The 22,870-nt window shown below is 68.5% G+C and carries 21 protein-coding genes; 7 read left to right on the forward strand and 14 right to left on the reverse strand.

Annotated elements, in window-relative coordinates; all coding sequences use genetic code 11:
- The 3 genes from TF1_RS05895 to TF1_RS05905 form a co-directional block, all read right to left on the reverse strand.
- Positions 1-233: ATP-binding cassette domain-containing protein (locus TF1_RS05895; RefSeq protein WP_156482489.1), on the reverse strand; the 233-nt coding region annotated here is incomplete at its 3' end.
- Between the two features lie 185 nt (positions 234-418).
- On the reverse strand, positions 419-1,537 hold the full coding sequence (locus TF1_RS05900) for a sugar ABC transporter substrate-binding protein (RefSeq protein WP_011292346.1): 1,119 nt from the start codon (positions 1,535-1,537) through the stop codon (positions 419-421).
- A gap of 254 nt (positions 1,538-1,791) precedes the next feature.
- On the reverse strand, positions 1,792-2,961 hold the full coding sequence (locus tag TF1_RS05905; protein WP_011292347.1) for an ROK family transcriptional regulator: 1,170 nt from the start codon (positions 2,959-2,961) through the stop codon (positions 1,792-1,794).
- A gap of 531 nt (positions 2,962-3,492) precedes the next feature.
- On the opposite strand from TF1_RS05905, the gene TF1_RS05910 reads away from it, so the two are divergent.
- A complete protein-coding gene (locus TF1_RS05910) occupies positions 3,493-4,068 on the forward strand; it encodes a uridine kinase family protein (RefSeq protein ID WP_011292348.1) in 576 nt (191 codons plus the stop codon).
- Positions 4,069-4,249: 181 nt separating this feature from the next.
- On the opposite strand, the gene acnA is transcribed toward TF1_RS05910, so the two are convergent.
- From acnA to TF1_RS05925, 3 genes are all read right to left on the reverse strand, one after another.
- A complete protein-coding gene (gene acnA / locus TF1_RS05915) occupies positions 4,250-7,000 on the reverse strand; it encodes an aconitate hydratase AcnA (protein ID WP_011292349.1) in 2,751 nt (916 codons plus the stop codon).
- A 395-nt stretch (positions 7,001-7,395) separates the two neighbouring features.
- The gene (locus TF1_RS05920) at positions 7,396-8,328 is read right to left on the reverse strand and encodes an LLM class F420-dependent oxidoreductase (protein WP_016188901.1); all 933 of its coding nucleotides are present in this window, start codon (positions 8,326-8,328) and stop codon (positions 7,396-7,398) included.
- A 71-nt stretch (positions 8,329-8,399) separates the two neighbouring features.
- Positions 8,400-9,659 carry a class I SAM-dependent RNA methyltransferase gene (locus TF1_RS05925; RefSeq protein WP_011292351.1) on the reverse strand — a complete coding sequence of 420 codons (1,260 nt, stop codon included), beginning with the start codon at positions 9,657-9,659 and terminating at the stop codon, positions 8,400-8,402.
- A gap of 217 nt (positions 9,660-9,876) precedes the next feature.
- Between TF1_RS05925 and TF1_RS05930 the strand changes: the two genes are divergently transcribed.
- From TF1_RS05930 to TF1_RS05945, 4 genes are all read left to right on the forward strand, one after another.
- Positions 9,877-10,551 (forward strand): potassium channel family protein, encoded by a 675-nt coding sequence (locus TF1_RS05930; protein ID WP_011292352.1) that lies wholly within the window; start codon positions 9,877-9,879, stop codon positions 10,549-10,551.
- Positions 10,551-11,240 carry a potassium channel family protein gene (locus tag TF1_RS05935; RefSeq protein WP_011292353.1) on the forward strand — a complete coding sequence of 230 codons (690 nt, stop codon included), beginning with the start codon at positions 10,551-10,553 and terminating at the stop codon, positions 11,238-11,240. Before TF1_RS05930 ends, TF1_RS05935 begins: the two co-directional genes overlap by 1 nt.
- A gap of 95 nt (positions 11,241-11,335) precedes the next feature.
- Positions 11,336-12,451, forward strand: a complete 1,116-nt coding sequence (locus TF1_RS05940; RefSeq protein ID WP_011292354.1) for an LLM class flavin-dependent oxidoreductase — start codon at positions 11,336-11,338, stop codon at positions 12,449-12,451.
- The gene (locus TF1_RS05945; protein WP_011292355.1) at positions 12,448-13,059 is read left to right on the forward strand and encodes an FMN reductase; all 612 of its coding nucleotides are present in this window, start codon (positions 12,448-12,450) and stop codon (positions 13,057-13,059) included. The genes TF1_RS05940 and TF1_RS05945 overlap by 4 nt, the downstream gene beginning before the upstream one ends.
- 43 nt (positions 13,060-13,102) lie before the next feature.
- Here the strand turns inward: TF1_RS05945 and TF1_RS05950 are convergent, their stop codons facing one another.
- A complete protein-coding gene (locus TF1_RS05950) occupies positions 13,103-13,846 on the reverse strand; it encodes a DUF3159 domain-containing protein (protein WP_061783723.1) in 744 nt (247 codons plus the stop codon).
- Positions 13,847-14,071: 225 nt separating this feature from the next.
- Here TF1_RS05950 and TF1_RS05955 point away from each other — a divergent pair, with 225 nt between their 5' ends.
- Positions 14,072-15,172: a serpin family protein gene (locus tag TF1_RS05955; protein ID WP_061783724.1), complete on the forward strand. Its 1,101-nt coding sequence runs from the start codon at positions 14,072-14,074 to the stop codon at positions 15,170-15,172.
- 90 nt (positions 15,173-15,262) lie between these two features.
- On the opposite strand, the gene TF1_RS05960 is transcribed toward TF1_RS05955, so the two are convergent.
- From TF1_RS05960 to valS, 3 genes are all read right to left on the reverse strand, one after another.
- Complete coding sequence (locus TF1_RS05960; RefSeq protein ID WP_011292358.1) at positions 15,263-15,985, reverse strand: DUF3710 domain-containing protein; 723 nt, start codon at positions 15,983-15,985, stop codon at positions 15,263-15,265.
- A gap of 45 nt (positions 15,986-16,030) precedes the next feature.
- Positions 16,031-16,516: a dUTP diphosphatase gene (gene dut, locus TF1_RS05965; RefSeq protein ID WP_016188903.1), complete on the reverse strand. Its 486-nt coding sequence runs from the start codon at positions 16,514-16,516 to the stop codon at positions 16,031-16,033.
- Between the two features lie 69 nt (positions 16,517-16,585).
- Positions 16,586-19,159: a valine--tRNA ligase gene (valS, locus tag TF1_RS05970; protein WP_016188904.1), complete on the reverse strand. Its 2,574-nt coding sequence runs from the start codon at positions 19,157-19,159 to the stop codon at positions 16,586-16,588.
- Between the two features lie 158 nt (positions 19,160-19,317).
- On the opposite strand from valS, the gene TF1_RS05975 reads away from it, so the two are divergent.
- Positions 19,318-19,602: a DUF4235 domain-containing protein gene (locus TF1_RS05975; RefSeq protein WP_011292361.1), complete on the forward strand. Its 285-nt coding sequence runs from the start codon at positions 19,318-19,320 to the stop codon at positions 19,600-19,602.
- A 45-nt stretch (positions 19,603-19,647) separates the two neighbouring features.
- Here the strand turns inward: TF1_RS05975 and TF1_RS05980 are convergent, their stop codons facing one another.
- The 4 genes from TF1_RS05980 to TF1_RS05995 all read right to left on the reverse strand — a co-directional run.
- Positions 19,648-20,496: a hypothetical protein gene (locus TF1_RS05980; RefSeq protein ID WP_011292362.1), complete on the reverse strand. Its 849-nt coding sequence runs from the start codon at positions 20,494-20,496 to the stop codon at positions 19,648-19,650.
- Positions 20,497-20,676: 180 nt separating this feature from the next.
- Positions 20,677-20,976: a DUF4193 domain-containing protein gene (locus TF1_RS05985; RefSeq protein WP_011292363.1), complete on the reverse strand. Its 300-nt coding sequence runs from the start codon at positions 20,974-20,976 to the stop codon at positions 20,677-20,679.
- A 461-nt stretch (positions 20,977-21,437) separates the two neighbouring features.
- The gene (locus TF1_RS05990; protein WP_011292364.1) at positions 21,438-22,748 is read right to left on the reverse strand and encodes a sensor histidine kinase; all 1,311 of its coding nucleotides are present in this window, start codon (positions 22,746-22,748) and stop codon (positions 21,438-21,440) included.
- The coding region (locus TF1_RS05995) for a winged helix-turn-helix domain-containing protein (RefSeq protein WP_169803308.1) at positions 22,745-22,870 on the reverse strand (126 nt) is incomplete at its 5' end. The genes TF1_RS05995 and TF1_RS05990, both read right to left, overlap by 4 nt.

The following is a 22,870-nucleotide window of genomic DNA, read 5'->3' on the forward strand; positions in this document are numbered from 1 at the left end:
TGGGCATCGCTGGGACGGTTGATCTGGACCGGCTTGCCTTCCCACAGGATGGTGCCGCTGTCCGCCGGGTTGACCCCGGCGATGACCTTGACGAGGGTGGATTTTCCGGCCCCGTTGTCGCCCAGCAGCGCGACGACTTCGCCCGCGTGGACGGTCAGGTCGACGTCGCTGAGCGCCTGGACCGCGCCGAATCTCTTGGAAATCCCGGACAGCTCCAGGATCGGTTGTGCCATAACGTGTCCTCGTGGTGATCCGCTGTTCGGGGGCCGGACTGTCCGGCCCCCGATCCGGTCTCCTGGGAGCCTCTCGGGGTGTGACTGGAGCGGCAGCCCCGGTTCCGGGGCGGGTGCCGCTCCAGTCGTCGCGGGGCCCGCCGGTTTCCGGTGGGAGGCCTGCGGAACCCGCGCGACGTACTCCGTTAGGAGCCTGCCCCCTTGCACAGCTCGGTGTCGGCGTACTGGTCGGTGCAGATCTCCTCGATGGTGTAGAAGCCGTCGGAGATCACGGTGTCTTCAATGTTGTCCGCGGTGACCGCGATGGGTTCCAGCAGCACGGCCGGAATCGTGTTGCCCGCCTCATCGGTGACCTCGGTGAGCGGGTGCTCCTGGCTTCCCTCGTACTTCTCGCCGGTGGCGGCGGCGACTGCCATGGCGGCGGCCACTTCAGCCTCAGGGCGGATGGCCTTGTAGACCGTCATGTACTGGTCGCCGGAGATGATCCGCTGGATGCCGGCGAGTTCGGCGTCCTGGCCGGTGATGGGCGGCATCTCGTCCACGCCTGCGGCTTTGAGGGCAGCGATGATGCCGGCGGCCATGCCGTCGTTGGCGCTGTAGACACCGCTGATGTTGTCGGCGCCGACCGCGGTGATGGCCTGCTCCATCTGCTGCTGAGCCTTGTCGGGCGACCAGTCAGGGGTGTCGTATTCGGCGCCGATCTCGACCTGGCCGTCGAGGATCTCGTGGGCTCCGGCTTTGAAGTCTGCGGCGTTGGGGTCAGTCGGCGATCCGTTGATCATGATGACTTGGCCCTCGCCGGCGGTGCCTGCCTTCTCCATGCCTTCAATGAGCGCCGTGCCTTGGACGCGGCCGACGGTCTTGTTGTCGAAGGAGACGTAGTAGTCGACCCCGCCTTCGGCGAGCCGGTCGTAGGCGATCACCGGAACGCCTTGCGCCTTGGCCTGCTGGACGATGCTGCCCGCGGCTTTCGCGTCCACGGCGTCGAGCACCAGGACGCTGGCCCCCTCGGTGAGCATAGCTTCCGCCTGGGCCTGCTGCTTGGAGACGTCCTGGTCAGCGTTCTGGTAGGAGACCTCGCACTTGGGGCAGAGTTCCGCGACGGCCTCTTCGAAGTAGGGGCGGTCGAATTTCTCGTAGCGCGCGGTCTTGGACTCGGGAAGCAGCAACCCGATGGTGAAGCCTTCGTCGATTGAGGCTGCGGCCTGCTGTTCTCCTTCGGTTCCGGTGGTGCAGCCGACCGTGGCCAGCAGGACCGCGGCTGCGCCCACCGCGACGCGGCGGACGATGTTTCGGTTGCTCATCGCTTGACCTCCTTGGAAGCCCACCGGGCGTCGGGGGATCGCGAACCCATCCGCGTCAACGTGGACTGGGTCACGTGGTGGACTGATGCCGTGAAGTCAAACTCGTCACCACCTTGTCGTCAAGACTTGAACGCATAACCGAAGTGTCACAAAACCTTGACTTCACTCCTTAAATACAAAGAAATCGCAGGTCATGCGGGCTTTGTCTTGATGTGAAGATCAGAGAATCCCCTAAAAATTTTTCTCTGATCGTTTCAGAAGGTGGAGTCAAGCACGACCTGCAGCGCTCCCCGCAGCGCCGCGCGCTCCCCCAGCTCCCCGGTGACCAGGCGCAGTCCGGTGAGCGCGTTCCCCAGGGCTCCCAGTTCCATGGCCCGGCGCATGGGGTCGAGCAGCAGCTCTCCCGCTTCGGCGATCTCGCCCCCCACAATGACCATCTGCGGGTTGACCATGTTGACCACGACTGCTACGCCGCGGCCCAGTGCAGCGCCGGCCTCCGCGATGATCCGGCGGCACCCGGGGTCGCCCTCCTGGGCCGCCTCGAGCAGGTCGACCAGGCTGGCCCCGTGCTTGACCCGGCCCTGCTGCGGCAGCATGTCCAGCAGGTAGGGCGTGCCGACCAGGGTTTCCAGGCAGCCTCGGTTGCCGCACCGGCACACCTGCCCGCGCTCGTCGAGCCCGATGTGCCCGATCTCCCCCGCATTGCCGTTCATCCCGCGGAACAGGCGCCCGCCGAGGATCACGCCCGCGCCCACCCCGTGGGCGACTTTGACGTAGACGACGTGCTCCAGGCCGCGGGCAGCGCCTTCGGTCAGTTCGGCGAGGGCGCAGAGGTTCGCGTCGTTGTCCACGGAGACCGGCAGTCCCAGGCGCTCTTGGAGTTCCGCCCCGGGGTTGAAGCCGGCCCAGTGCGGCATGCTGGTGATATCCCCGATGAGGCCGGTGGCCGGGTCGACGGGTCCGGGGATCGCCGCCGCGACTCCGAGCACCATGGAGCGGTCCACCCGCGCCTGGGTCAGCAGGGTCTCGGTCAGCCAGACCGCCCGCCGCACCCCCCGCACCGGGTCTTCGGAGACGTCGTAGGCGATGCTCTCCTCCTGCAGCACGCGCCCGTCGGTGTTGCCCAGGGCCACGGTGAGGCGGGAGTGCGTGAAGTCGATCGCGACGAGTACCCCCGGTGGGCGCTGCAGGGTGACGGCCCGGGCCCGGCGTCCGTTCGAGGAGGTCTCCCGGACGGACACCACGCCCATGGCACGCAGGTCGCGCACGATATTCGACACGCTCGCCGCGGACAGGCCGGTGGCACGGGCGATCTCGGCTTGGGTGAGCGTTCCGCCCCTGCGCAGCGCAGCGATCACCCGTTCCCGGTTAGCCTGCCGCAGGGCAGCCTGAGATCCCGGGGTGACCTGGGCATCTGTCGTCACTGGCGCTCCTTGTTCGGGCCGCGGAAGAGGCGGAGAAAAGCTGTCCGCATGGGAGCTTACAAGGCTTGAAGGCAAGGTTTTTGCCCAACTTACGCAGAAAAGTCGGTTTTGTGAGCCATACTGGCGCAATCTGCGCAAATACTGTCCCCTCCGCGCCGCAGCGCGATCCAGCGAGCAGCCGCGGGTGTCGGCAGCAGGCTGCGGGGTACTGGACGGGCACCGGGCTTCCCAGAAGAACCGGCGGGAGCGAGGGCGGGGTGTTGGGTGACGCGGAACGCAGGGTAATAACAGGCGCAGTCGGCCAGGAGGACAGGCCGGACCACCGGCCGCCCCGGCACGGGCCAGGCACTGCCGCTGCAACGACAGCAGCCCGGGGCTCCCCAGCGCGCTGGTGGTGCGCCCAGCAACAGCGGCGCGCCGTCCCACGCTACCGTGGATGCCCTCCGCCAGGCGAGCCCTGGGGAGGGAGAGGGCGCTAAGGGTAGTCCCTCGGAAGAAGCGGTGGTCCACGAGAAGACGGGTGGTGACCGATTGGATTCCGAAACGGTGAAGTCCCTCGCGGAGGCGTCCCGTACCCGTCCGCCCCTCGCCGGGAACGCGCGGCTGGTGGCGATTGAAGGCCGGTCCGGAGCCGGGAAAACGACCCTGGCCGAGGCACTCGCCGCAGAAACCGGGTGGCCCGTGTTCCACATGGACGACGTCTACCCCGGATGGACCGGTCTGGCTGCTTCGGTGGACCTCCTCGCCTGCTGGGTGGTCATGCCGCTGCTCAACGGCGCCAACCCGCGGTGGCGACGGTACGACTGGGTCCAAGGCCGGCTCGCCGAGTGGCGCACCGCATCCGTCACCGACGGCCTGATCATTGAAGGGTCCGGCTGCGGGGCCGCAGAGATCCGCCCGTACCTGTCCATCCTGGTGTGGATCGACGCCCCCGACGAGGTCCGCTACCGGCGGTTGGACCTCCGTGACGACGCTGAAGCCTACGCCCCCTACCGGGGGATCTGGGCACACCAGGAGAACGTCTTCTACGCCGCGCACACCCCTTGGGAGTATGCGGACGTCGTCATCGACGGGACAGCGCCCCACCAGCCCGCCCAGCAGGGCTAGGGCAGCTCCTTCCCACCCGCGGGTCCACCATTCGGCCCGCCCGCTGCCGCGCCGCGTTTCTACGCCCCCGGGCACGGGTACGGCTCTGGCAGGGCAGAGGCCCGCCACCGTCTCCTGGACAGTGGCGGGCCCTGTGGGTCGCCCCGGGCCTGGTGGGCCCGGGGGAGTTCTTCTAGGCTGACTACTTCTTGTTGATCAACTGGCGCAGCACGTACTGCAGGATGCCGCCGTGGCGGTAGTAGTCGGCCTCACCCGGGGTGTCGATCCGCACCACAGCGTCGAACTCGACCCCGGTGTCCGTGGTGACTTTGACCGTCTCGGGGATGCGGCCCTCGTTCAGCTCGGTCACGCCGGTGATCGAGAAGGTCTCCTCACCGGTCAGGCCGAGAGAGTCCGCGGACTGGCCTTCGGGGAACTGCAGCGGCAGCACGCCCATGCCGATCAGGTTCGAGCGGTGGATGCGCTCAAAAGACTCGGCGATGACGGCGCGCACGCCCAGCAGGCGGGTCCCCTTGGCCGCCCAGTCGCGCGAAGAACCGGAGCCGTACTCCTTGCCGCCCAGCACCACCAGCGGGATGTTCTGGGCAGCGTAGTTCTGCGCGGCGTCGTAGATGAAGGTGACGGGACCACCTTCCTGGGTGAAGTCGCGCGTGTAGCCGCCTTCGGTGCCCGGTGCGATCTGGTTGCGCAGCCGGATGTTGGCGAAGGTGCCGCGGATCATCACCTCGTGGTTGCCGCGACGCGACCCGTAGGAGTTGAAGTCCTTGCGCTCCACCCCGTTGGCCATGAGGTATTCAGCGGCCGGGGTGCCCGGCTTGATGGCGCCGGCGGGCGAAATGTGGTCGGTGGTGACGGAGTCGCCGAGCTTGGCCAGCACGCGGGCGCCGACAATGTCGCTGACCGGTTCGGGCTCCAGCGGCATGCCGTCGAAGTAGGGCGGCTTGCGCACGTAGGTGGAGTTCGGGTCCCAGGAGAACGTGTCCCCGGTGGGAGTGGGCAGCGAGCGCCACCGCTCGTCGCCGGCGAACACGTCAGAGTAGGCCCGCTGGTACATCTCCGCGGCGATCGCGGAGTCGATGACCTCCTGGATCTCCTCCGGCGAAGGCCAGATGTCGCGCAGGTAGACCGGGTTGCCGTCGGTGTCGGTGCCCAGCGGCTCGGTGTCGAAGTCGATGTCCATCGTCCCGGCCAGCGCGTAGGCCACCACCAGCGGCGGGGAGGCCAGGTAGTTCATCTTGACATCGGGGTTGATGCGGCCTTCGAAGTTGCGGTTACCGGACAGCACCGCGGCGACCGCGAGGTCGTTGTCGTTGATCGCCTTGGAGATCTCCTCCGGCAGCGGACCGGAGTTGCCAATGCAGGTGGTGCAGCCGTAGCCGACGAGGTTGAAGCCCAGCTTGTCCAGGTACGGGGTCAGGCCGGAACGCTCGTAGTAGTCGGTGACGACCTTGGACCCGGGGGCCAGCGAGGTCTTCACCCACGGCTTGCGGGACAGCCCCTTCTCCACCGCCTTCTTGGCCAGCAGGGCCGCACCCAGCATGACCGACGGGTTGGAGGTGTTGGTGCAGGAGGTGATGGCCGCGATGACCACGGACCCGTGGTCGATGGTGAATTCGGTGCCGTCCCCCAGGGTGACCTTGACCGGCTTGCGCGGACGCTCGGTCACCACGCCGTTGCTGGAGATCGCCGGCGCGTCAGAGGCCGGGAAGGACTCGGCGGACGCCTCGTCCGCGCGGGTGACGATGCCGTCGTTGTTGACGTGGTCGCGCACGTCCCGGCGCCAGGCCGTCTTGGCGTCGGACAGGGCGATGCGGTCGTGCGGGCGCTTGGGTCCGGCGATCGACGGCACCACCTCGGAGAGGTCGAGCTCCAGGTACTCGGAGTACTCGGGCTCCACCGACGGGTCGTGCCACAGCCCCTGTTCCTTGGTGTAGGCCTCGACGAGGGCGGTCTGCTCGTCGCTGCGGCCGGTCAGCTTCAGGTAGCGGATCGTCTCGTCGTCGATGGGGAACATCGCGGCAGTCGAGCCGAACTCCGGGCTCATGTTGCCGATGGTGGCGCGGTTGGCCAGCGGCACCGAGGCCACGCCCTCGCCGTAGAACTCGACGAACTTGCCGACGACGCCGTGCTCCCGCAGCATCTCGGTGATGGTGAGCACGAGGTCGGTGGCGGTGGTGCCGGGGGGCAGCTCACCGGTGAGCTTGAAGCCGACGACCCGCGGGATGAGCATGGAGATCGGCTGGCCGAGCATGGCTGCCTCGGCCTCGATACCGCCCACGCCCCAGCCCAGGATGCCCAGGCCGTTCTGCATGGTGGTGTGGGAGTCGGTGCCCACACAGGTGTCGGGGTAGGCCTGGCCGTTGCGGACCATGGTGACCCGGGCCAGGTGCTCGATGTTGGCCTGGTGCACGATGCCGGTGCCCGGCGGGACGACCTTGAACCCTTCAAAGGCGTTCTGGCCCCAGCGCAGGAACTGGTAGCGCTCGCGGTTGCGCTCGTACTCCATTTCGACGTTGCGTTCGAAGGCGTCGGGGCGCCCGAACACGTCGACGATCACCGAGTGGTCGATGACCAGCTCGGCAGGGGCCAGCGGGTTGATCTTGGTGGGGTCGCCGCCCAGGTCCCGGACTGCCTCACGCATGGTGGCCAGGTCGACCACGCAGGGCACGCCGGTGAAGTCCTGCATGATCACGCGGGCAGGACTGAACTGGATCTCCTGGCTGGGCTGCGCCTTGGAGTCCCAGTTGGCCAGCGCGCGAATATGGTCGGCGGTGACGTTCACGCCGTCCTCGGTGCGCAGCAGGTTCTCCAGCAGCACCTTCAGGCTGTAGGGAAGCCGCTGGACGCCGTCGATGGCATCCAAGCGGAAGATTTCGTACGACTCGTCACCGACACGGAGCGTGTCGCGGCTGCCGAAGCTGTTCGCCGACACGGTTGTCGCCTCCTGGTCTCGCCACTTTTTCCAAGCATCCTGCCCTAGCGGCACAGCCGGGGCGTCACTGAGGCTTCCCTTACAAGATCACTCCCGAGCCGGGACGGCTCTCCCCGTGATGCGCGGGACAACGGGGACCACCTGCGTCGACGATCCGGATTCCGCACGTGGGGCTGCGGAGCCGGCTGTGCCGCGCTGGATGGTGGACCGCCGAGAGCGGTGAACCTCACATGCTCAGTGATTCGCTCGCGCTGTTATCTCGATATCAAGGTATCGGACGTATATCTCGATATCAAGTTACTGGACAGTAATGTCTGATTGTCGTTTCTCCACTACCCCTCCGGGCCGGGAGACACACGGACGAACATCCCATGTTCTCCCGGCCCGGAATGCCCTCAGGCCACCTGCGGGGCGACCCGGTCAGCGATCAGCTCCAGATGGTCCAGATCGGAAAGGTCCAGCACCTGCAGGTAGATGCGCTCCGCGCCGATCTCGGCGAACCGGCCGATCTTCTCCACCACCTCGTCCGGTGTGCCCGCCAGGCCGTTGACCTTCAGCTCGTCCACCTCCCGGCCGATCGCAGCGGCGCGCCGGGCTACCTCGGCATCGTTCCGACCCACGCACACCACCTGGGCCGCCGAGTAGATCATGGGGATTTCACGCCCCGCCTTCTCGACCTCGGCACGCACCCGGTCGAAGGCCGCCTGCGTCTCCTCCACCACGCAGAAGGGGATGTTGTACTCGTCGGCGTACTTCGCGGCCAACTGGGGGGTACGCCGCCGTCCCCTGCCGCCGATCAGGACGGGCGGCCGCGGCGACTGCGCGGGCTTGGGCAGCGCCGGGCTCTCCGTCAAGGTGTAGTGCTTCCCGTGGAAGGTGAACGTCTCCCCCTCGGGGGTAGCCCACAGCCCGGTGATGATCGCCAACTGCTCTTCGAACCGGTCGAAGCGCTCCTTGGCGTCGGCGGGGAACGGGATGCCGTAGGCCGTGTGCTCGGCTTCGAACCATCCCGCGCCGAGGCCGAACTCCACGCGTCCCCCGCTCATCTGGTCGACCTGGGCGACGCTGATCGCCAGCGGCCCCGGCAGGCGGAACGTGGCCGCCGTCATGAGCGTGCCCAACCGGATCCGGGACGTCTCCCGGGCCAGGCCGGCCAGGGTGACCCACGCGTCAGTGGGGCCAGGAAGCCCGCTGACGTCCCCCATCTTCAGGTAGTGGTCGGAGCGGAAAAAGCCGTCGAAGCCCAGGTCTTCACTGGCTTTTGCGACGGTGAGCAGCGTCTCGTAGCTGGCGCCCTGCTGGGGTTCGGTGAAGATTCTCAGTCGCATACCCCTCATTCTTCCGCTGGACGCGGCCGGTCGCGTCCAGCGACGCGGTGCGGCACGCCGAGGGGCAGCGTCTAGGCGGGGAGCAGGACGCCCACGCACTCCACGTGGTGCGTCATGGGGAAGGCGTCGAAGGCGCGCAACCCGTCCATCCGGTAGCCGTGCTCCGCGAAGACAGCCAGGTCGCGGGCGAACGTCGCGGGATCGCAGGAGACGTAGGCGATCCGCTGCGGACGCAGCGCCGCCAGGCGGCGCACCACGTCGGCGCCCATACCGGAGCGCGGCGGGTCCGCCACGACCAGGTCGATGCGGGGAGGCGTCCACCGGCGCAGGTGGGTTGCGACGTCTGCCCGAGTGATCTGGACCTGCGGCAGGTCGCGGAGGTTGTGGCGGGCGTCGCGGACCGCTTCGGCGCCGCTTTCCACCCCGAACACCCGGCCTTGCGGGCCTACCGCTGCGCCGAGCGCACCCGCGAAAAGCCCGACCCCGCAGTACAGGTCCAGCGCGGTCTGCCCGGGCTGGGGGTCCAGGGCGTCGAGCACTGCCCCGGTGAGGGTCTCGGCGGCAGCCGGGTGGATCTGCCAGAACGCTCCCGCGCTCACCCACCAGCGGCGCCCAGCCGCGTTTTCGGTCACCCCGTGCCGGCCGCGGGGCGGCTGGACCCGCCCGTTCCGGGAGCGGCGCAGCACCGTGACCGGACTGTCCAGCGCCGGCAGTTCAGGGGTCCCGGTGCGCGCCGGGGTGACCGTCACGAGGGTGTCTCCGGTTCCCGCCGCGGCGGCCACTTCGATCTCGGCTGCGTTCCGCCACGTCTTGCGGGGCACGTTGAGCCGGTCGATCCCGGGGTGCGCGAGAGGGCAGTAGTCGACCGGTTCGATGCTGTGGGAACGGTGCCGGCGCAGCCCGACCGTCCCGTCGGGGGTCACGGCGAACCGGACCCGCGTCCGCCAGCCCAGCCCGTCCGGGGTGCCAGGCAGCTCCTCGACTGCCACCTCACGGTCGATTCCGGCGATGCGACGCAACTGCTCGGCGACCACCTGTGCTTTGAGCCGCCGCTGGGCGTCGAGCGAGGCGTGCTGCCAGTCGCAGCCGCCGCACCGGCCAGGGCCCGCGAAGGGGCACGGCGGGGCCACCCGGTCCGGGGAGGCCTCCAGTACTTCTACCGCCTCGGCACGGAGGAACCTCCTGGTCTCCTCGGTGATCCGGGCACGGACCCGCTCCCCCGGCAAGGCATGGCGGACGAAGACGACCTGGCCTTCGTGGCGTCCGACGCACCATCCTCCGTGGGCTACCCCGTCAAGACGCACGTCGACGTGGGTAGTGAGCCGACTCATGGGAGCACACGACCTTTCGGGTGACAGGGCGGTCCGGCGGCGCGGCAGAACCCGGACCGCCGCCTCGCGACCACTCTAGTCGGACCGCGGCAGCGTAGTGACCGCGGTGACCGCGGCCGATGCGCCACACCTGGCGACTGTGGTTGGGTATATCCCAGCCCAGGCCCGCCAGGGGCGGCGGGCCGCCACCACGAGGAGTACCGGGAGCGAGCACGAGGTGCACGTCGTCATCTTGGGGTGTGGCCGAGTAGGGTCCACCCTCGCGCACACGCTGGAGGATGCAGGCCACACGGTCGCGGTCATCGACCGCGCCCCTGAAGCGTTCCGCAGGCTGCGTTCGGCGACCGCCCGGCATGCGGTCACCGGACTGGGCTACGACCGAGAAGTCCTCATCCGGGCAGGTATCGAGCGTGCCGGTGCGTTTGCCGCGGTCAGCAGCGGCGACAACTCCAACATCATCGCCGCGCGCGTGGCCCGGGAGACGTTCGGCGTGCGCAATGTGGTGGCGCGCATCTACGATCCGCGGCGCGCCGAGGTGTACCAGCGGCTCGGGATTCCCACCGTGGCCACGGTGCGCTGGACCGCCGACATGATCCTGCGCCACCTGGTTCCCGGGGACGAGCTCCTCGGCACCGGGCCGCTGTGGCGGGACCCCTCCGGAACCCTGGTCATGGTGGATGCGGTGGTGGGGACGGCGTGGTCGCGTCAGCGGGTCGAACGGGTCGAGGCCGAGCTCGGGGTGCGGGTGGTCTACCTGAGCCGGGGCGGGGAGATTCACTTGGCCCGTGCCGATCTGCAGTTGTGGCCGGGGGATGTGCTGCACGTCGTTTCCCCTTCGCAGGCGGTCGAGCGGACTGTGGAGCGGATCAGCGCTGACGGGGGTGACCGGTGATGCGGGTGGCGATCGCGGGGGCCGGGGCGGTCGGCCGGTCCATCGCTGCCGAACTGCTCAGCAGCGGGCACGAGGTGCTGTTGATCGACCGCGACTCGCGCGCCATCGACGTGCACGCGTTGACTGAAGCGGAATGGCTGCTAGCTGACGCCTGCGAGGTCAGCTCCCTGGAGAACGCCCGGTTGGAGGAGTTCGACGCGGTGGTGGCCGCGACCTCCGACGACAAGGTCAACCTGGTGGTGTCGCTGCTGGCCAAGCGGGAGTTCGGGGTGCGCCGCGTGGTGGCCCGGGTCAACGACCCCAACAACGAGTGGCTGTTCACCAGCGCGTGGGGGGTGGACGTGGCCGTGTCTCCGCCGCGGCTTCTTGCCGCACTGGTGGACAGTGACGAAGAACCCGAGCTAGGCCATTCTGGCGAGGTGGTTTCGCTGGCCTCGCTGGGGGGAGCGGACCTGTTGGAGTCGGTGCTGACTGAGGAGTCGCCTTTCACGGGACGCAGTGCGGCGGAGTTGAGCGCCGCGCTGCCGGAAGGCGTGGTCCTGGTCGCCCTCGTGCGGGCGGGGCAGGCGCGGGCCCCGCTGCCGGAGACGGTGCTCGCCGCGGGCGATGTCGTGGTCCTGCTCAGCAGCGCGCGCAGCGACGACGCACTGCTTGCGGTGCTCAGCGGCTCTGACCGGGCTGCGGACTAGCGCACATCGCGCGGGGGAATAGGGGGCGGGGCCGTGGAGTTCCCCATAATAGTTGAAACTTTAATTTCTCCTTGAGAAGGCTTTTGGGAGCGGGCATGCAGTTCGGGATCTTCAGCGTCGGCGACGTCACCCCTGATCCGACCACCGGCCGGACCCCTACCGAGCACGAGCGGATCAAGGCCATGGTCACGATCGCGTTGAAAGCCGAGGAGGTGGGCCTCGACGTCTTCGCCACCGGGGAGCACCACAACCCGCCGTTCGTCCCCTCCTCCCCCACCACCATGCTCGGCTACATCGCCGCCCGCACCGAGCGCCTCATCCTGTCCACCGCCACCACGCTGATCACCACCAACGACCCGGTGAAGATCGCGGAAGACTACGCGATGCTGCAGCACCTGGCCGACGGGCGGGTGGACCTCATGCTCGGCCGCGGCAACACCGCCCCCGTCTACCCCTGGTTCGGTAAAGACATCCGCCAAGGCATCCCGCTGGCCATCGAGAACTACCACCTGCTGCACCGGCTGTGGCGGGAAGACGTCGTGGACTGGGAAGGCAAGTTCCGCACCCCGCTGCGGTCCTTCACCTCCACCCCGCGCCCGTTGGACGGCATCCCCCCGTTCGTGTGGCACGGCTCCATCCGCAGCCCCGAAATCGCCGAACAGGCCGCCTACTACGGTGACGGGTTCTTCGCCAACAACATCTTCTGGCCGAAAGAGCACTTCCAGCGACTCATCGACCTGTACCGCCGCCGCTACGAGTACTACGGCCACGGCTCAGCCGACCAGGCGATCGTCGGCCTCGGCGGCCAGGTCTTCATGCGGAAGAGGTCCCAGGACGCGATCCGAGAGTTCCGCCCCTACTTCGACAACGCGCCCGTCTACGGGCACGGCCCCTCCCTGGAAGAGTTCATGGCGGAAACCCCGCTGACCGTGGGCAGCCCGCAGCAGGTCATCGAACGGACCCTGAAGTTCCGCGAGTACTTCGGCGACTACCAGCGCCAACTGTTCCTCATGGACCACGCAGGACTGCCCCTCAAAACCGTGCTGGAGCAGCTTGACATCCTGGGTGAGGAAGTGGTCCCGGTGCTGCGCCGGGAATTCGCTGCCCTCAAACCCGCCCATGTTCCTGACGCCCCCACCCACGCCAGCCTCCGCGCGGCCGCCCAAGCCGCGCAGCGCGCCGGCAAGCAGGAAGAAGAGGTGTCCCGTTGACGACGCGTACGCTCACCGTGCTCTCCGCCGGGCTGGGCAACCCCTCCTCCACCCGGCTGCTCGCCGACCGGCTCACCGAAGCCGCGGAACGCGCCCTCCACGCCCGGGGCATCACCGCGGACACCGCCGTAGTCGAACTGCGCGACCACGCCCACGACCTGACCAACGCGCTGCTGACCCGGGTGCCCGTCGGCAGCCTGCGCGAGGTGCTGGACCGTACCGCAGCCAGCGACGGCCTCATCGCGGTGACCCCGGTGTTCACCGCCTCCTACAGCGGTCTGTTCAAGACCTTTTTCGACGTCGTTGAGCCCGGCGCTCTCGCCGGCATCCCCGTCCTTATGGGAGCCACCGGCGGCACCCCGCGCCACTCCCTGGTCCTCGACCACGCCTTGCGGCCGCTCTTCGCCTACCTGGGCACGGTGCCCGCGCCGACCGGGGTCTACGCCGCTTCCCAAGACTGGGGGAGCGACGAAGCCGGGGCGCTCACCGAACGGATCGACCGCGCAGCAGAAGAATTCGCCACCCTGGTCGCCGGGGGCGCTCCGCAGCGCCGCCCCGACCCCTACGAGAACCCCACACCCTTCGAAAAACTGCTCTCCGACCTGTGAGTCGGGCTCCCCTCCCGGCCGGGGCAGGCCTCGGCCGGGAGCGCTAGGGGTGCGCCTGCACCGTCTCGTCCGTCCCGCTCTGCGTGCCCTGGCCGTCCGCAGCTTCCGGCTCGGATTCCATCGGGGTGCGTCCCACCGCCAGCAGCCACACCATGGCGGCGAACGCAGCGACCTGCAACGGCCAGCCCATGAGGATCTTGGTGGCACCCAGCCAGCCCACCATGCCCGCCGCCCACAGCGGGTACTGCACTACGACCCGCACCACGCACGGCAGCACCAGCAGCCACGTCAACCGGGAACTGAGCCGCACCACCGCCGGATTCCGCCGCCACCCGACCGGGTCACCGGTGACCGCGCCGATCAGCAGCCCTATAGCGGGCCAGCGCACCACGATCGACAAGGTCAGGACCAAGGCGTAGACGCTGTTGTAGATGATGCCGGGCAGGAACGCGTCTTCTGCCTGCCCGCTGCGGAGCGCGAACACCGCGGCAATGGCAATCCCGAACAGGCTGTTGACCACATACTGCACCGAGGAGCGCTGCACCAGCCGGACCACAGCCAGGACCACGGCGGCCGTGCCGCCCAGCAGCAGCCCCAGCCGCAGCGGGTCTAGTCCGGCGACCTGCCACCCGTAGTTCGTGCCCAGCAGGTAGGTGCACGTGAAGAAGAGCGTGGGCACCGCTGCCTCGACCATGCCGCGCTTCCCGCCCAGGGCTTGGGCGAGCTGCCCGCGCACCACCTCCTCAACGGTGCGTTCGGAGACCTCAGCCTGACTCTGGTTCGTCATCTCACTCCCGGACACTGCGACTGCGGACACGGTCTTCCGGCCTCGTGGCCCTCTCCCAGGGTAGTGCTCCACCCACGCGCAAGAGAGTACGCTACGTGTCCGTTTCACAACCGAAAGCGCTCTGCGGCGGTGAGCGTGGGACGCGTGGCAGCCGCGCCCCGCGGGAATCCTGCTGGGGCAGGAACCCGTGCCCGCAGCCCGCAAGCGCCGTCGAGGGGAGTGTCCATGTCCGGCGGTTTCCTCCGTGATGACCACCTGGAGTTCGCGCTGCACCTGCACCGCAGGCTGGCCGAGGCTGTTCCTGACGGGGAGGTGATATGGTCGCCCTACTCCGTGGCCTGCGCCCTCGGCGTCCTCGCCGCGGGGGCGCGCGCCACCACCCGCACCGAATTGACCACGCTGCTCGGCACCGACCCTGCCCCGCTCCTCGCCGCGCTCGACCGCGCCGTCGCGGACAGCCCCGACCTGGCGTCCCGCACCGTCCTGTGGGTGAGCGCAGACGTTCCCGTGCACTCGTCCTTCCGCGCCACGGTGCACGACCGCCCCGATTCAGACGTGCGGACCGCGGACTTCCGCACCAACCCTGAAGGGGTCCGCGCCACCGTCAACGCGGACATCGCCGACGCTACCCGCGGGATGATCCGCGAACTGCTCCCGCAGGGAGCGGTCACCCCTGACCTGCGGGCGATTCTGACCAACGCCCTGTGGGCCAGGGCACGGTGGACCACCCCGTTCGAGGCGCACCTGACCCGGGAGGGGACGTTCCGCACCCCGCGCGGGCCGAAACGCGTCCCGTTCATGCACCGCACCGGGACGATGCCCTACGCCACGGCGCGCGGCTGGGGAATGGTGACCCTGCACGCCCACGACGAACTCGCGGTCGACGTCCTGCTGCCGCCGGGCACGAACGCCGCCGCTGTGCCGACCGCGCCGCTGCTCACCGCCTTGCACCGGCGTTCCGCATCCACCAGTGTCGAGCTGGCTCTCCCCCGCTTCGAACTGACCCAGCCGCACCAACTCGTCGAAGTCCTGGCTGAGGCGGGGGTACGCACGCTCTTCACCGCCTCCGCTGACCTGTCCGGGATCTCCACGGTGCCGCTCTACGTGGACACGGTCATCCACCAGGCCAGGCTCCGGGTGGATGAACGGGGCGCGGAAGGAGCGGCAGCGACCGCAGCCATGATGCTCCTGGCCGGTGCCATGCCGCCGCGGCGGACGATCCGGTTCAGCGTCGACCGGCCGTTCCACATCGTGGTACGCCGCCGCGGCGCCATCCTGTTCCTCGGGTCGATCGCCGACCCGCACGACCCCGGTCCGGCCCAGTGAGCCTGGAGCGCACTGTCCTCCGGCTTCTCAGCCGGACAGCAAGCCCTGCAGGCCAGCAGCCCTGTTGTGGGAGGACAGCCGCGCCCACGGTCACTGCGGCGGGTTCTGAGTCCCGGGTTTGGGCACGGCGACCTGTCCCGGAGCCGGCCGACTCTGGTTCGGCAGCCGCAGTTCGAGAAGGTCCCGCGGCGGGACCGGGTGGTGTCCGCGGACGACCACGATCCCCGCGAAAATCTCCTCGATCCGGGCTGCTGCCTCGGGGCGGACCGCGCCCTCGCCGCGGATCACCCCGCGGAGGAACCAGCGGGGCCCGTCTACACCGATGAACCGCATCGGCTGGGCGAGGCGCTGGCCTTTCTCGTTGGTCTTGCCCGGAACCGGGACGATCGCGCGGATCTCCGGGCCGAACGTCCCCTCAAACTCTTCGCTCTTCCCGCCGGACTTGGCGATCTCCGCGACAATCTCCTGCCGGATCTCCGTCCACAGCCCGGTGGACTTGGGGGCGGCGAACGGCTGGACCTGCAGCGCGGTCCTGCCGTTGATGATCGTCACCCCGATGACCCGATTCTGGTTCTGCTGCCGCGCGACGTTGACCTGCACTTCGATGTCAGGGCCAACGGGGACGCGCAGCGACCCCAGGTCGACCCGCCGTGCTTCGGGTACCTCCTCAGAGACGTCCCACGGCCCCTGGGCTCGGTACTTGTCGTCCTCCTTGACGGGCTCAGCCATCGGAGTCGGCCGGGGCGCGACGGCGGGGGGGATGATGTCGTCAACGCGGCTCTTGGCCTTCTTCTTGCGTCGGCGTCCGAACACGCCGCAACACCTCTTCCTTAGAGTCCCGAAGTCACCCGGAGACAGTCAGCTCTGCTCCGCCCCTGCGGCGTGCCCTCCGGTCGAACCGAACCCTCCGGCGCCCCGCGCCGAGTCGCTGAGTTCGTCCACTTCGACGAAGGCTGCCCGCTCGACGCGTTGGATCACCAGTTGGGCGATGCGGTCTCCCCGGGTCAACTTCACCGGCGTGGCGGGGTCCGTGTTCAACAGAGGCACTTTGATCTCGCCTCGATAGCCGGCGTCCACCGTGCCGGGGGCGTTGACCACGGTCAGACCGTGGCGCGCGGCCAGTCCGGAACGCGGATGGATGAACGCCGCATACCCGTCGGGCAGGGCAATCGCAATCCCGGTGCGCACGGTGGCGCGTTCCCCGGGAGCCAGAACGACGTCCTCGGCGGTGACCAGGTCCGCTCCCGCGTCCCCCGGGTGGGCGTAGCGGGGCAGCGGGAGGTCTGGGTCGAGTCGTCGGATCTCCACCCGCACCGTACCGAAGACAGGGGAAAGGTCACTCACAACGGCCGAGCCTATCGCGTTAGGTGGGCGCCCCACATCACGCAGGGCGCCCACAACGGTTACTGAAGGCTACTTCTCTGCGGGGGCGAGTTCGACGTCCACCCGGAGTTCGGCGTCGTCGGTGGTTTCGAAGACCAGCGTGGTGACCCGGCCCGCGGCAGCGAGGTCGTCACGGCAGAGGCGGGCCTGCTCGGCCTGCTTGCCGTGGACGGTCACCCGCTCCACTTCGGCGCGCATGGACAGCTTCGCCTCCGACTTGGCCTTGCGGACCGTGTGCAGCACTTCGGAGGTGGCGGCGAGCACCGCGGGATCGCCTGCCTCCGCGGCAGCGCGGAACTCCTCCACCGACGGCCACTTCGCCACGTGCACCGACCCGTCCTGCCACCACGACCAGACTTCTTCGGTGACGAAGGGCAGGAAGGGGGCGAACAGGCGGTGCAGCACCGACAGCGCAATGAGCAGTGCGGCGCGAGCCGATGCGCCCTCCCGCGACTCGGGGTCGTAGGCGCGGGCCTTGACCAGCTCCAGGTAGTCGTCGCACAGGTTCCAGAAGAACCGCTCGGTGCGCTCCAGCGCCCGCGTGTGGTCGTACTCGTGGAACGCGGCGGTGGCGTCCTGGACGACCTCGGCCAAGACCGCCAGCATGGAGCGGTCCAGCGGCTCAGTGACCGCGGCCGGGTCGGCGACTGTATCCTCGCCCGCCACGGACAGCGCGAACTTGCTGGCGTTGAGGATCTTGATCGCCAGGCGCCGCCCGATCTTCATCTGCTTTTCGTCCAGGGCGGTGTCCGTGCCCAGCCGTCCGCTGGCCGCCCAGTAGCGGACCGCGTCCGAGCTGTACTTCTCCAGCATGGACAGCGGGGTGACCACGTTGCCCTTGGACTTGGACATCTTCTTGCGGTCCGGGTCGAGGATCCACCCGGAGATCGCCGCCTTCTTCCACGGCAGGCAGTCGTGCTCGAAGTGGGAGCGGACCACGGTGGAGAACAGCCAGGTGCGGATGATGTCCTGGCCCTGCGGGCGCAAGTCCATGGGGAAGACCCGCTCAAACAGGTCCGGGTCGCTCTCCCAGCCGCCGGCGATCTGCGGCGTCAGCGAGGACGTCGCCCACGTGTCCATCACGTCGGGGTCGCCGATGAAACCGCCGGGCTTGCCGCGCTGGTCCTCGGTGTATCCTTCGGGCGCCTGCGAGCTGGGGTCCACCGGAAGCTGCGACTCGTCCGGCAGGATCGGGGAGTCGTAGATCGGGTTGCCCTTGTCGTCCAGCGGGTACCAGACGGGGAACGGCACCCCGAAAAACCGCTGGCGGCTGATCAGCCAGTCGCCGTTGAGCCCGCCCACCCAGTGCTCGAAGCGGGTGCGCATGTGCTCGGGGTACCAGTCCAGCTCCTGGCCTCGCTTGAGCAGTGCTTCGCGCAGCTCAGGGTCGCGCCCGCCGTTGCGGATGTACCACTGGCGGGTGGTGACGATCTCCAAGGGCTTGTCGCCCTTTTCGAAGAACTTGACCGGGTGGGTGATCTTCTCCGGCTCCCCGATCAGGTCCCCGGACTCCCGGAGCATTTCGACGATGCGCTGGCGGGCAGTGTGCACGGTCGCCCCGGCGAGCTTGGCGTAGGCCGCGCGCCCCTCCTCCGAGTCCAGTCCTTCGGGCGGGTCGGCGACGATCCGGCCGTCCCAGCCGATGATGGCCCGGGTGGGCAGCTTCAGCTCCCGCCACCAGGTGACGTCGGTGACGTCACCGAAGGTGCAGATCATGGCGATACCGGTGCCTTTTTCCGGGTCGGCCAGGCGGTGCGCCACGACGGGGACTTCCACCCCGAACAGCGGGCTGCGCACGGTTGTCCCGAACAGGCTCTGGTAGCGCTCGTCGTCAGGGTGGGCGACCAGGGCCACGCAGGCAGGCAGCAGCTCGGGGCGGGTCGTGGCGATGATGATCGGGTCGCCGCCGTCGCGGTGGAACGCCACCTTGTGGTACGCGCCGGGGCGTTCCCGGTCCTCCAACTCGGCCTGGGCCACCGCGGTGCGGAAGGTGACGTCCCACAGCGTGGGCGCCTCCGCCATGTACGCTTCGCCCCGCGCCAGGTTGCGCAGGAAGGCGCGCTGGGCCACCGCGCGGGACTTGTCGTCGATGGTGGCGTAGGTGTACCGCCAGTCCACGCTCAGCCCGAGCCTGCGCCAGATGGATTCGAAGACCTTCTCGTCCTCAACGGTGAGACGTTCGCACAGCTCGATGAAGTTCCGTCGCGAGATCGGGACCTGATTCTTGGGGTCAGGCTTCTCGGGCGGGGTGAAGTCCGGGTCGTAGGGGATCGACGGGTCGCAGCGCACCCCGTAGTAGTTCTGCACGCGTCGCTCGGTGGGCAGGCCGTTGTCGTCCCAGCCCATCGGGTAGAAGACAGACTTGCCGTTCATCCGCTGGAACCGGGCGACGGTGTCCGTGTGGGTGTAGGAGAAGACGTGTCCGATATGCAGCGAACCGGACACGGTAGGTGGCGGCGTGTCGATCGCAAAGATCTCTTCGCGGCTCTTAGAGCGGTCGAAGTGATAGACGCCGGACTCGTCCCAGACGTCTACCCATTTCGCCTCGATACCATCGAGCGAAGGCTTGTCAGGCACGTTGAAGGAACGAGAGCGGTTGGTCATAGGCCAATGGTATTGGCACCGCGACCCTGCTCGTTCCGCCTGTCCCCTCGGGCCCCGTGGGCGACACCCCACGCGCACCACCCGGCGTAGACCAGGGGAACATGGCAGTATTTCGGGCAGCGCTTGTCCAGGAATGACACCGGAACGGAAGTATTCCCATGGCCGACAAGGATGGCGACCTCGCTGCTCGGATCATCGGGGGTGTGGCAGCCTTGGCCGCAGCCTACGTCACCCGTAAAGCTCTCACCCTGCTGTGGACCAAAGCAGTAGGCAAGGAGCCTCCGGCCGACCCCGAGTCGCCCGACATCAGTCTGGGGGAGGCACTGGGCTGGGCCGTGCTCACGGGGGTAGGCATGGAGGTCACCCGCGTGCTCGCGGTACGCACCGTGCACAAGCGCCTGGCGGCCCGGGCTCCCCGCGCCCCGGAGCGTCCCCAGCGCTGAGCCGCTGTTGCGCGGTATCGGGCTGGCTGTCCCGGTACCGCGCGGTCAGGCCGGGTACGGCGGGACGATCGTGCCGCCTGCGGGGGCGGCGCCCGCGGCTGCTGCTGCCCGCAGTTCACGGCGCACGGTCCGGGCCAGGGCCCGGGTGCCGCGCCGGTTGAGGGTGCCGCCGGCCACCGCGCCGGTCAAGTACGGGCCCAGTGTGGTCATCTGGCGGCCGAGCAGTCTCATAAGCCGGTTGCGGAGTGCGGTACGGGCAGCCGTACCCATGGTGGCGGTCAGCGACGGGACCCCGCGGCCCGGGCGGAGCGCCCTCCGCTGCGTCCACGACGCGAGGTAGCTGGAGGTGCGCCGCAGCGGAGTCCCGGATGCCGGGACCCCGTAAGCTTCGTGGAGCTCCCCGATCAGTTTGACCTCTACCGCGGCGACGACCAGGGTCTCCGCGAGAAGCTGGACGGGAGCGGTGAGCAGTGTCGGCGGTGCCGTGAACTGGACGGCCGCCAGCGCGCCTCCCACTGTTCCCACGGCGGTGGTGACGTTCACCGCGACGCGTTCCAGCGCATCAGCGAGGTCGTCGCCGGACAGTCCCCGGTGGTGCTGTATCAGCGTCTCCTGGTCGCGGATCGGGATGCGGGGAGCGATCTCCTCGGCGAATACCGCGGCCAGCCAGCGGCCGCTCGCCACGCTCCGGGCTTTAGCGGTCTGCAGGCTGTGGGCTAGGGCCGCGGTGATCCGCGTGAGCAGCCGTGCCCGGCTCTGCGCGTCAGTGTCCTCCGCTACGAGGAGGGCAACGAGCTCACCGACCCGGTCGCGGTCGACGACCACCAGTTCTTTTCCGGGACGCTGTTCTCCGTTACCCCGCGCAGCACGGTCGTTGGTGGTCTCGTCATCCACGGTTCTCTGCCTCTCCTCGACTGAGCAGCGTTCCCGCTTCTTGTGAAGACAACCTGCGCGGTCCCCGCATTCCCGCTGGTGCCGCCGTCGGAGAGAGAACGGACGAGACCCCGGTGCGGCCCGGGGTCTCGTCCGTGTCTGTGACGCAAGAAGGCGGTGGAGTGAAGAGGTCTCCACAGATCAGTAGGCGCATTCCTTGCAGATGAGCTGTCCGTCACGTTCCTCCGCCAGTTGACTGCGGTGGTGCACGAGGAAGCAGCTCGAGCACGTGAACTCGTCAGCCTGGCGAGGCAGGACGCGCACCGCGAGTTCTTCACCCGACAGGTCCGCCCCGGGCAGCTCCATGCCTTCGGCGACCTCGTCGGGGTCGACGTCGATGGTGCTGATGCTCTTGTCTACCCGGCGCGCCTGCAGTTCCTGCAGGCTGTCCTCTCCCAGGTCGTCGTCTGTCTTGCGTGGGCTGTCGTAGTCGGTGGCCATGGCTCTACTCCATCCCCCTCGTCTCATCTTTCGTCATCTTCGTGGTCTCGTCGCGCGAATGTAACGCTTCGGAGACATCTGTTGTGCCCGTTCTGCCCGAAAAGTTAGAGATGGCGTCGTGGCCCGGGTTCTCCGTCTCGCCTCGACAGTGATCTCCGGTGACCGAACGTGGTCGTCTTCAGCAGCCGCGGCTTTCCGGCTGCTACCCCTGAGCGAACAGTTCTCGGCCCCGTTGTCTTCCCGGACGCCTCGGTCTCCGCCCTGGCGATCTGGGCCGCATCGGCACTGCAGGAAGCGTGAACACCCCGGTTAAGACGCCTTTCGCCTTTTCGGTGCCCGGGTGAGCATACCCACTCCGGGAACTACTCCGTACCAGGGTGCCCACCTCACCGGACACGTATGCATATCACGGCCTGGGTGGGGACATGCCGGAACCTGGGCGACACGCCGATAGCGGGTGGTCAGGCGGAAGACTCGCCTTCGCTGCGGCGGTTGCTCACCGGAAAGTGGACGGTCACCACGAGCCCGCCCCCGGCCCGGGGCCACACGGTCACGGTCCCGTGGTGGGCGCGGACCACCGAGCGCACAATAGACAGGCCCAGGCCAGCGCTCTTCGTGGAGCTCACCCGGTGTCCGGCCCCGCGCCGGAACGGTTCGAACAGCCCTTCGATCTCGTAGGCGGGGACCACCGGCCCGGAGTTCTCCACTTGGATGGCTGGGGCGCCCTCGTTGATCCCGGAGCGGACCGTGATCTCCCCGTTGGGGACGTTGTAGCGGAGCGCGTTCTCCACCAGGTTGCTGACGAGGCGTTCCAGCAGTACGGGGTCCCCGGTGACCCGGGCTTCCCGCAGGTCGGTGCGGAGCCGCAGCCCGGACTTCTCGATCTCGTCGGAGAGCTGGCTGAGCACGGTCTCCGTCACTTCGCCGAGGTCGACGACCGTGCGCACGTCCAGTTCGCGGTCGCTCTTAGCGAGGAAGAGCAGACCGTCGATGAGGCGTTCGTGCCGGGCATTGGTCTCCAGCAGGGTGCGGGCAATGGTTTTGAGGTCGGGGGACGCCTCCGGGTCGGAGACCGCGACCTCCAGCAGGGTGCGGTTGATCGCCAGCGGGGTGCGGAGTTCGTGGGAAGCGTTGGCCACGAAGCGGCGCTGCCCGTCGAACGCCCGGTCCAAGCGTTCCAGCATCGCGTCGAACGTGTCGGCGAGCTCCCGGATCTCGTCGTCGGGCCCGCTCATCGCGATGCGTTCGTGCAGGGAGCGTTCGGAGAGGCGGCGCGCGGTACGGGTGATCTTGTGCAGCGGGGACAGGGCCCGCCCGGCGACGGCATATCCGAGGCCGACCGCGAGCACACCCACCACGATGAGAGCGAGCACCGAGTAGCGGGTCACCTGGGTGGCGATCCCGTCGATGAGGGCCGCCTTGATCTCGTCGGCGATCTCGGATTCCAGTTGGTATCCGTCGATGTGGACGGTGAAGTCGGGCTTGTCGAGGACGCTGACCAGGATCACGTAGTTGAGCAGGAGCAGCAGTGATCCGGCAGCGAAGAACAGCATCCCGTAGATGAGGGTCAGCCGCATGCGCAGGCTGATGTTGTCGGTGATCCGGAAGCTGCGGCTGTGCTTCGTCTCGGCCCGCCCGTTGGCCGTGCCGGGGTTGGCGGGCTGGTTGAGCGGCCGGGACAGCCTGCGCCATGTGCCGGTGTCCCCCGGGGGTGTGGGGGGTACTTCTGCTGAGGCAGCCGCAACGACGTCGTGTTCTTCTTCGGTGTTCAAATCCGGTACCCCGCGCCTTGCACCGTGTGGATCACCGGGGGGTCGCCGAGTTTCTTCCGCAGCGTCATCACGGTGACCCGCACCACGTTGGTGAACGGATCGGCGTTCTCGTCCCAGGCTTT

This window comes from Thermobifida fusca NBRC 14071 = JCM 3263 (assembly GCF_001592045.1).
Lineage (GTDB): Bacteria > Actinomycetota > Actinomycetes > Streptosporangiales > Streptosporangiaceae > Thermobifida > Thermobifida fusca.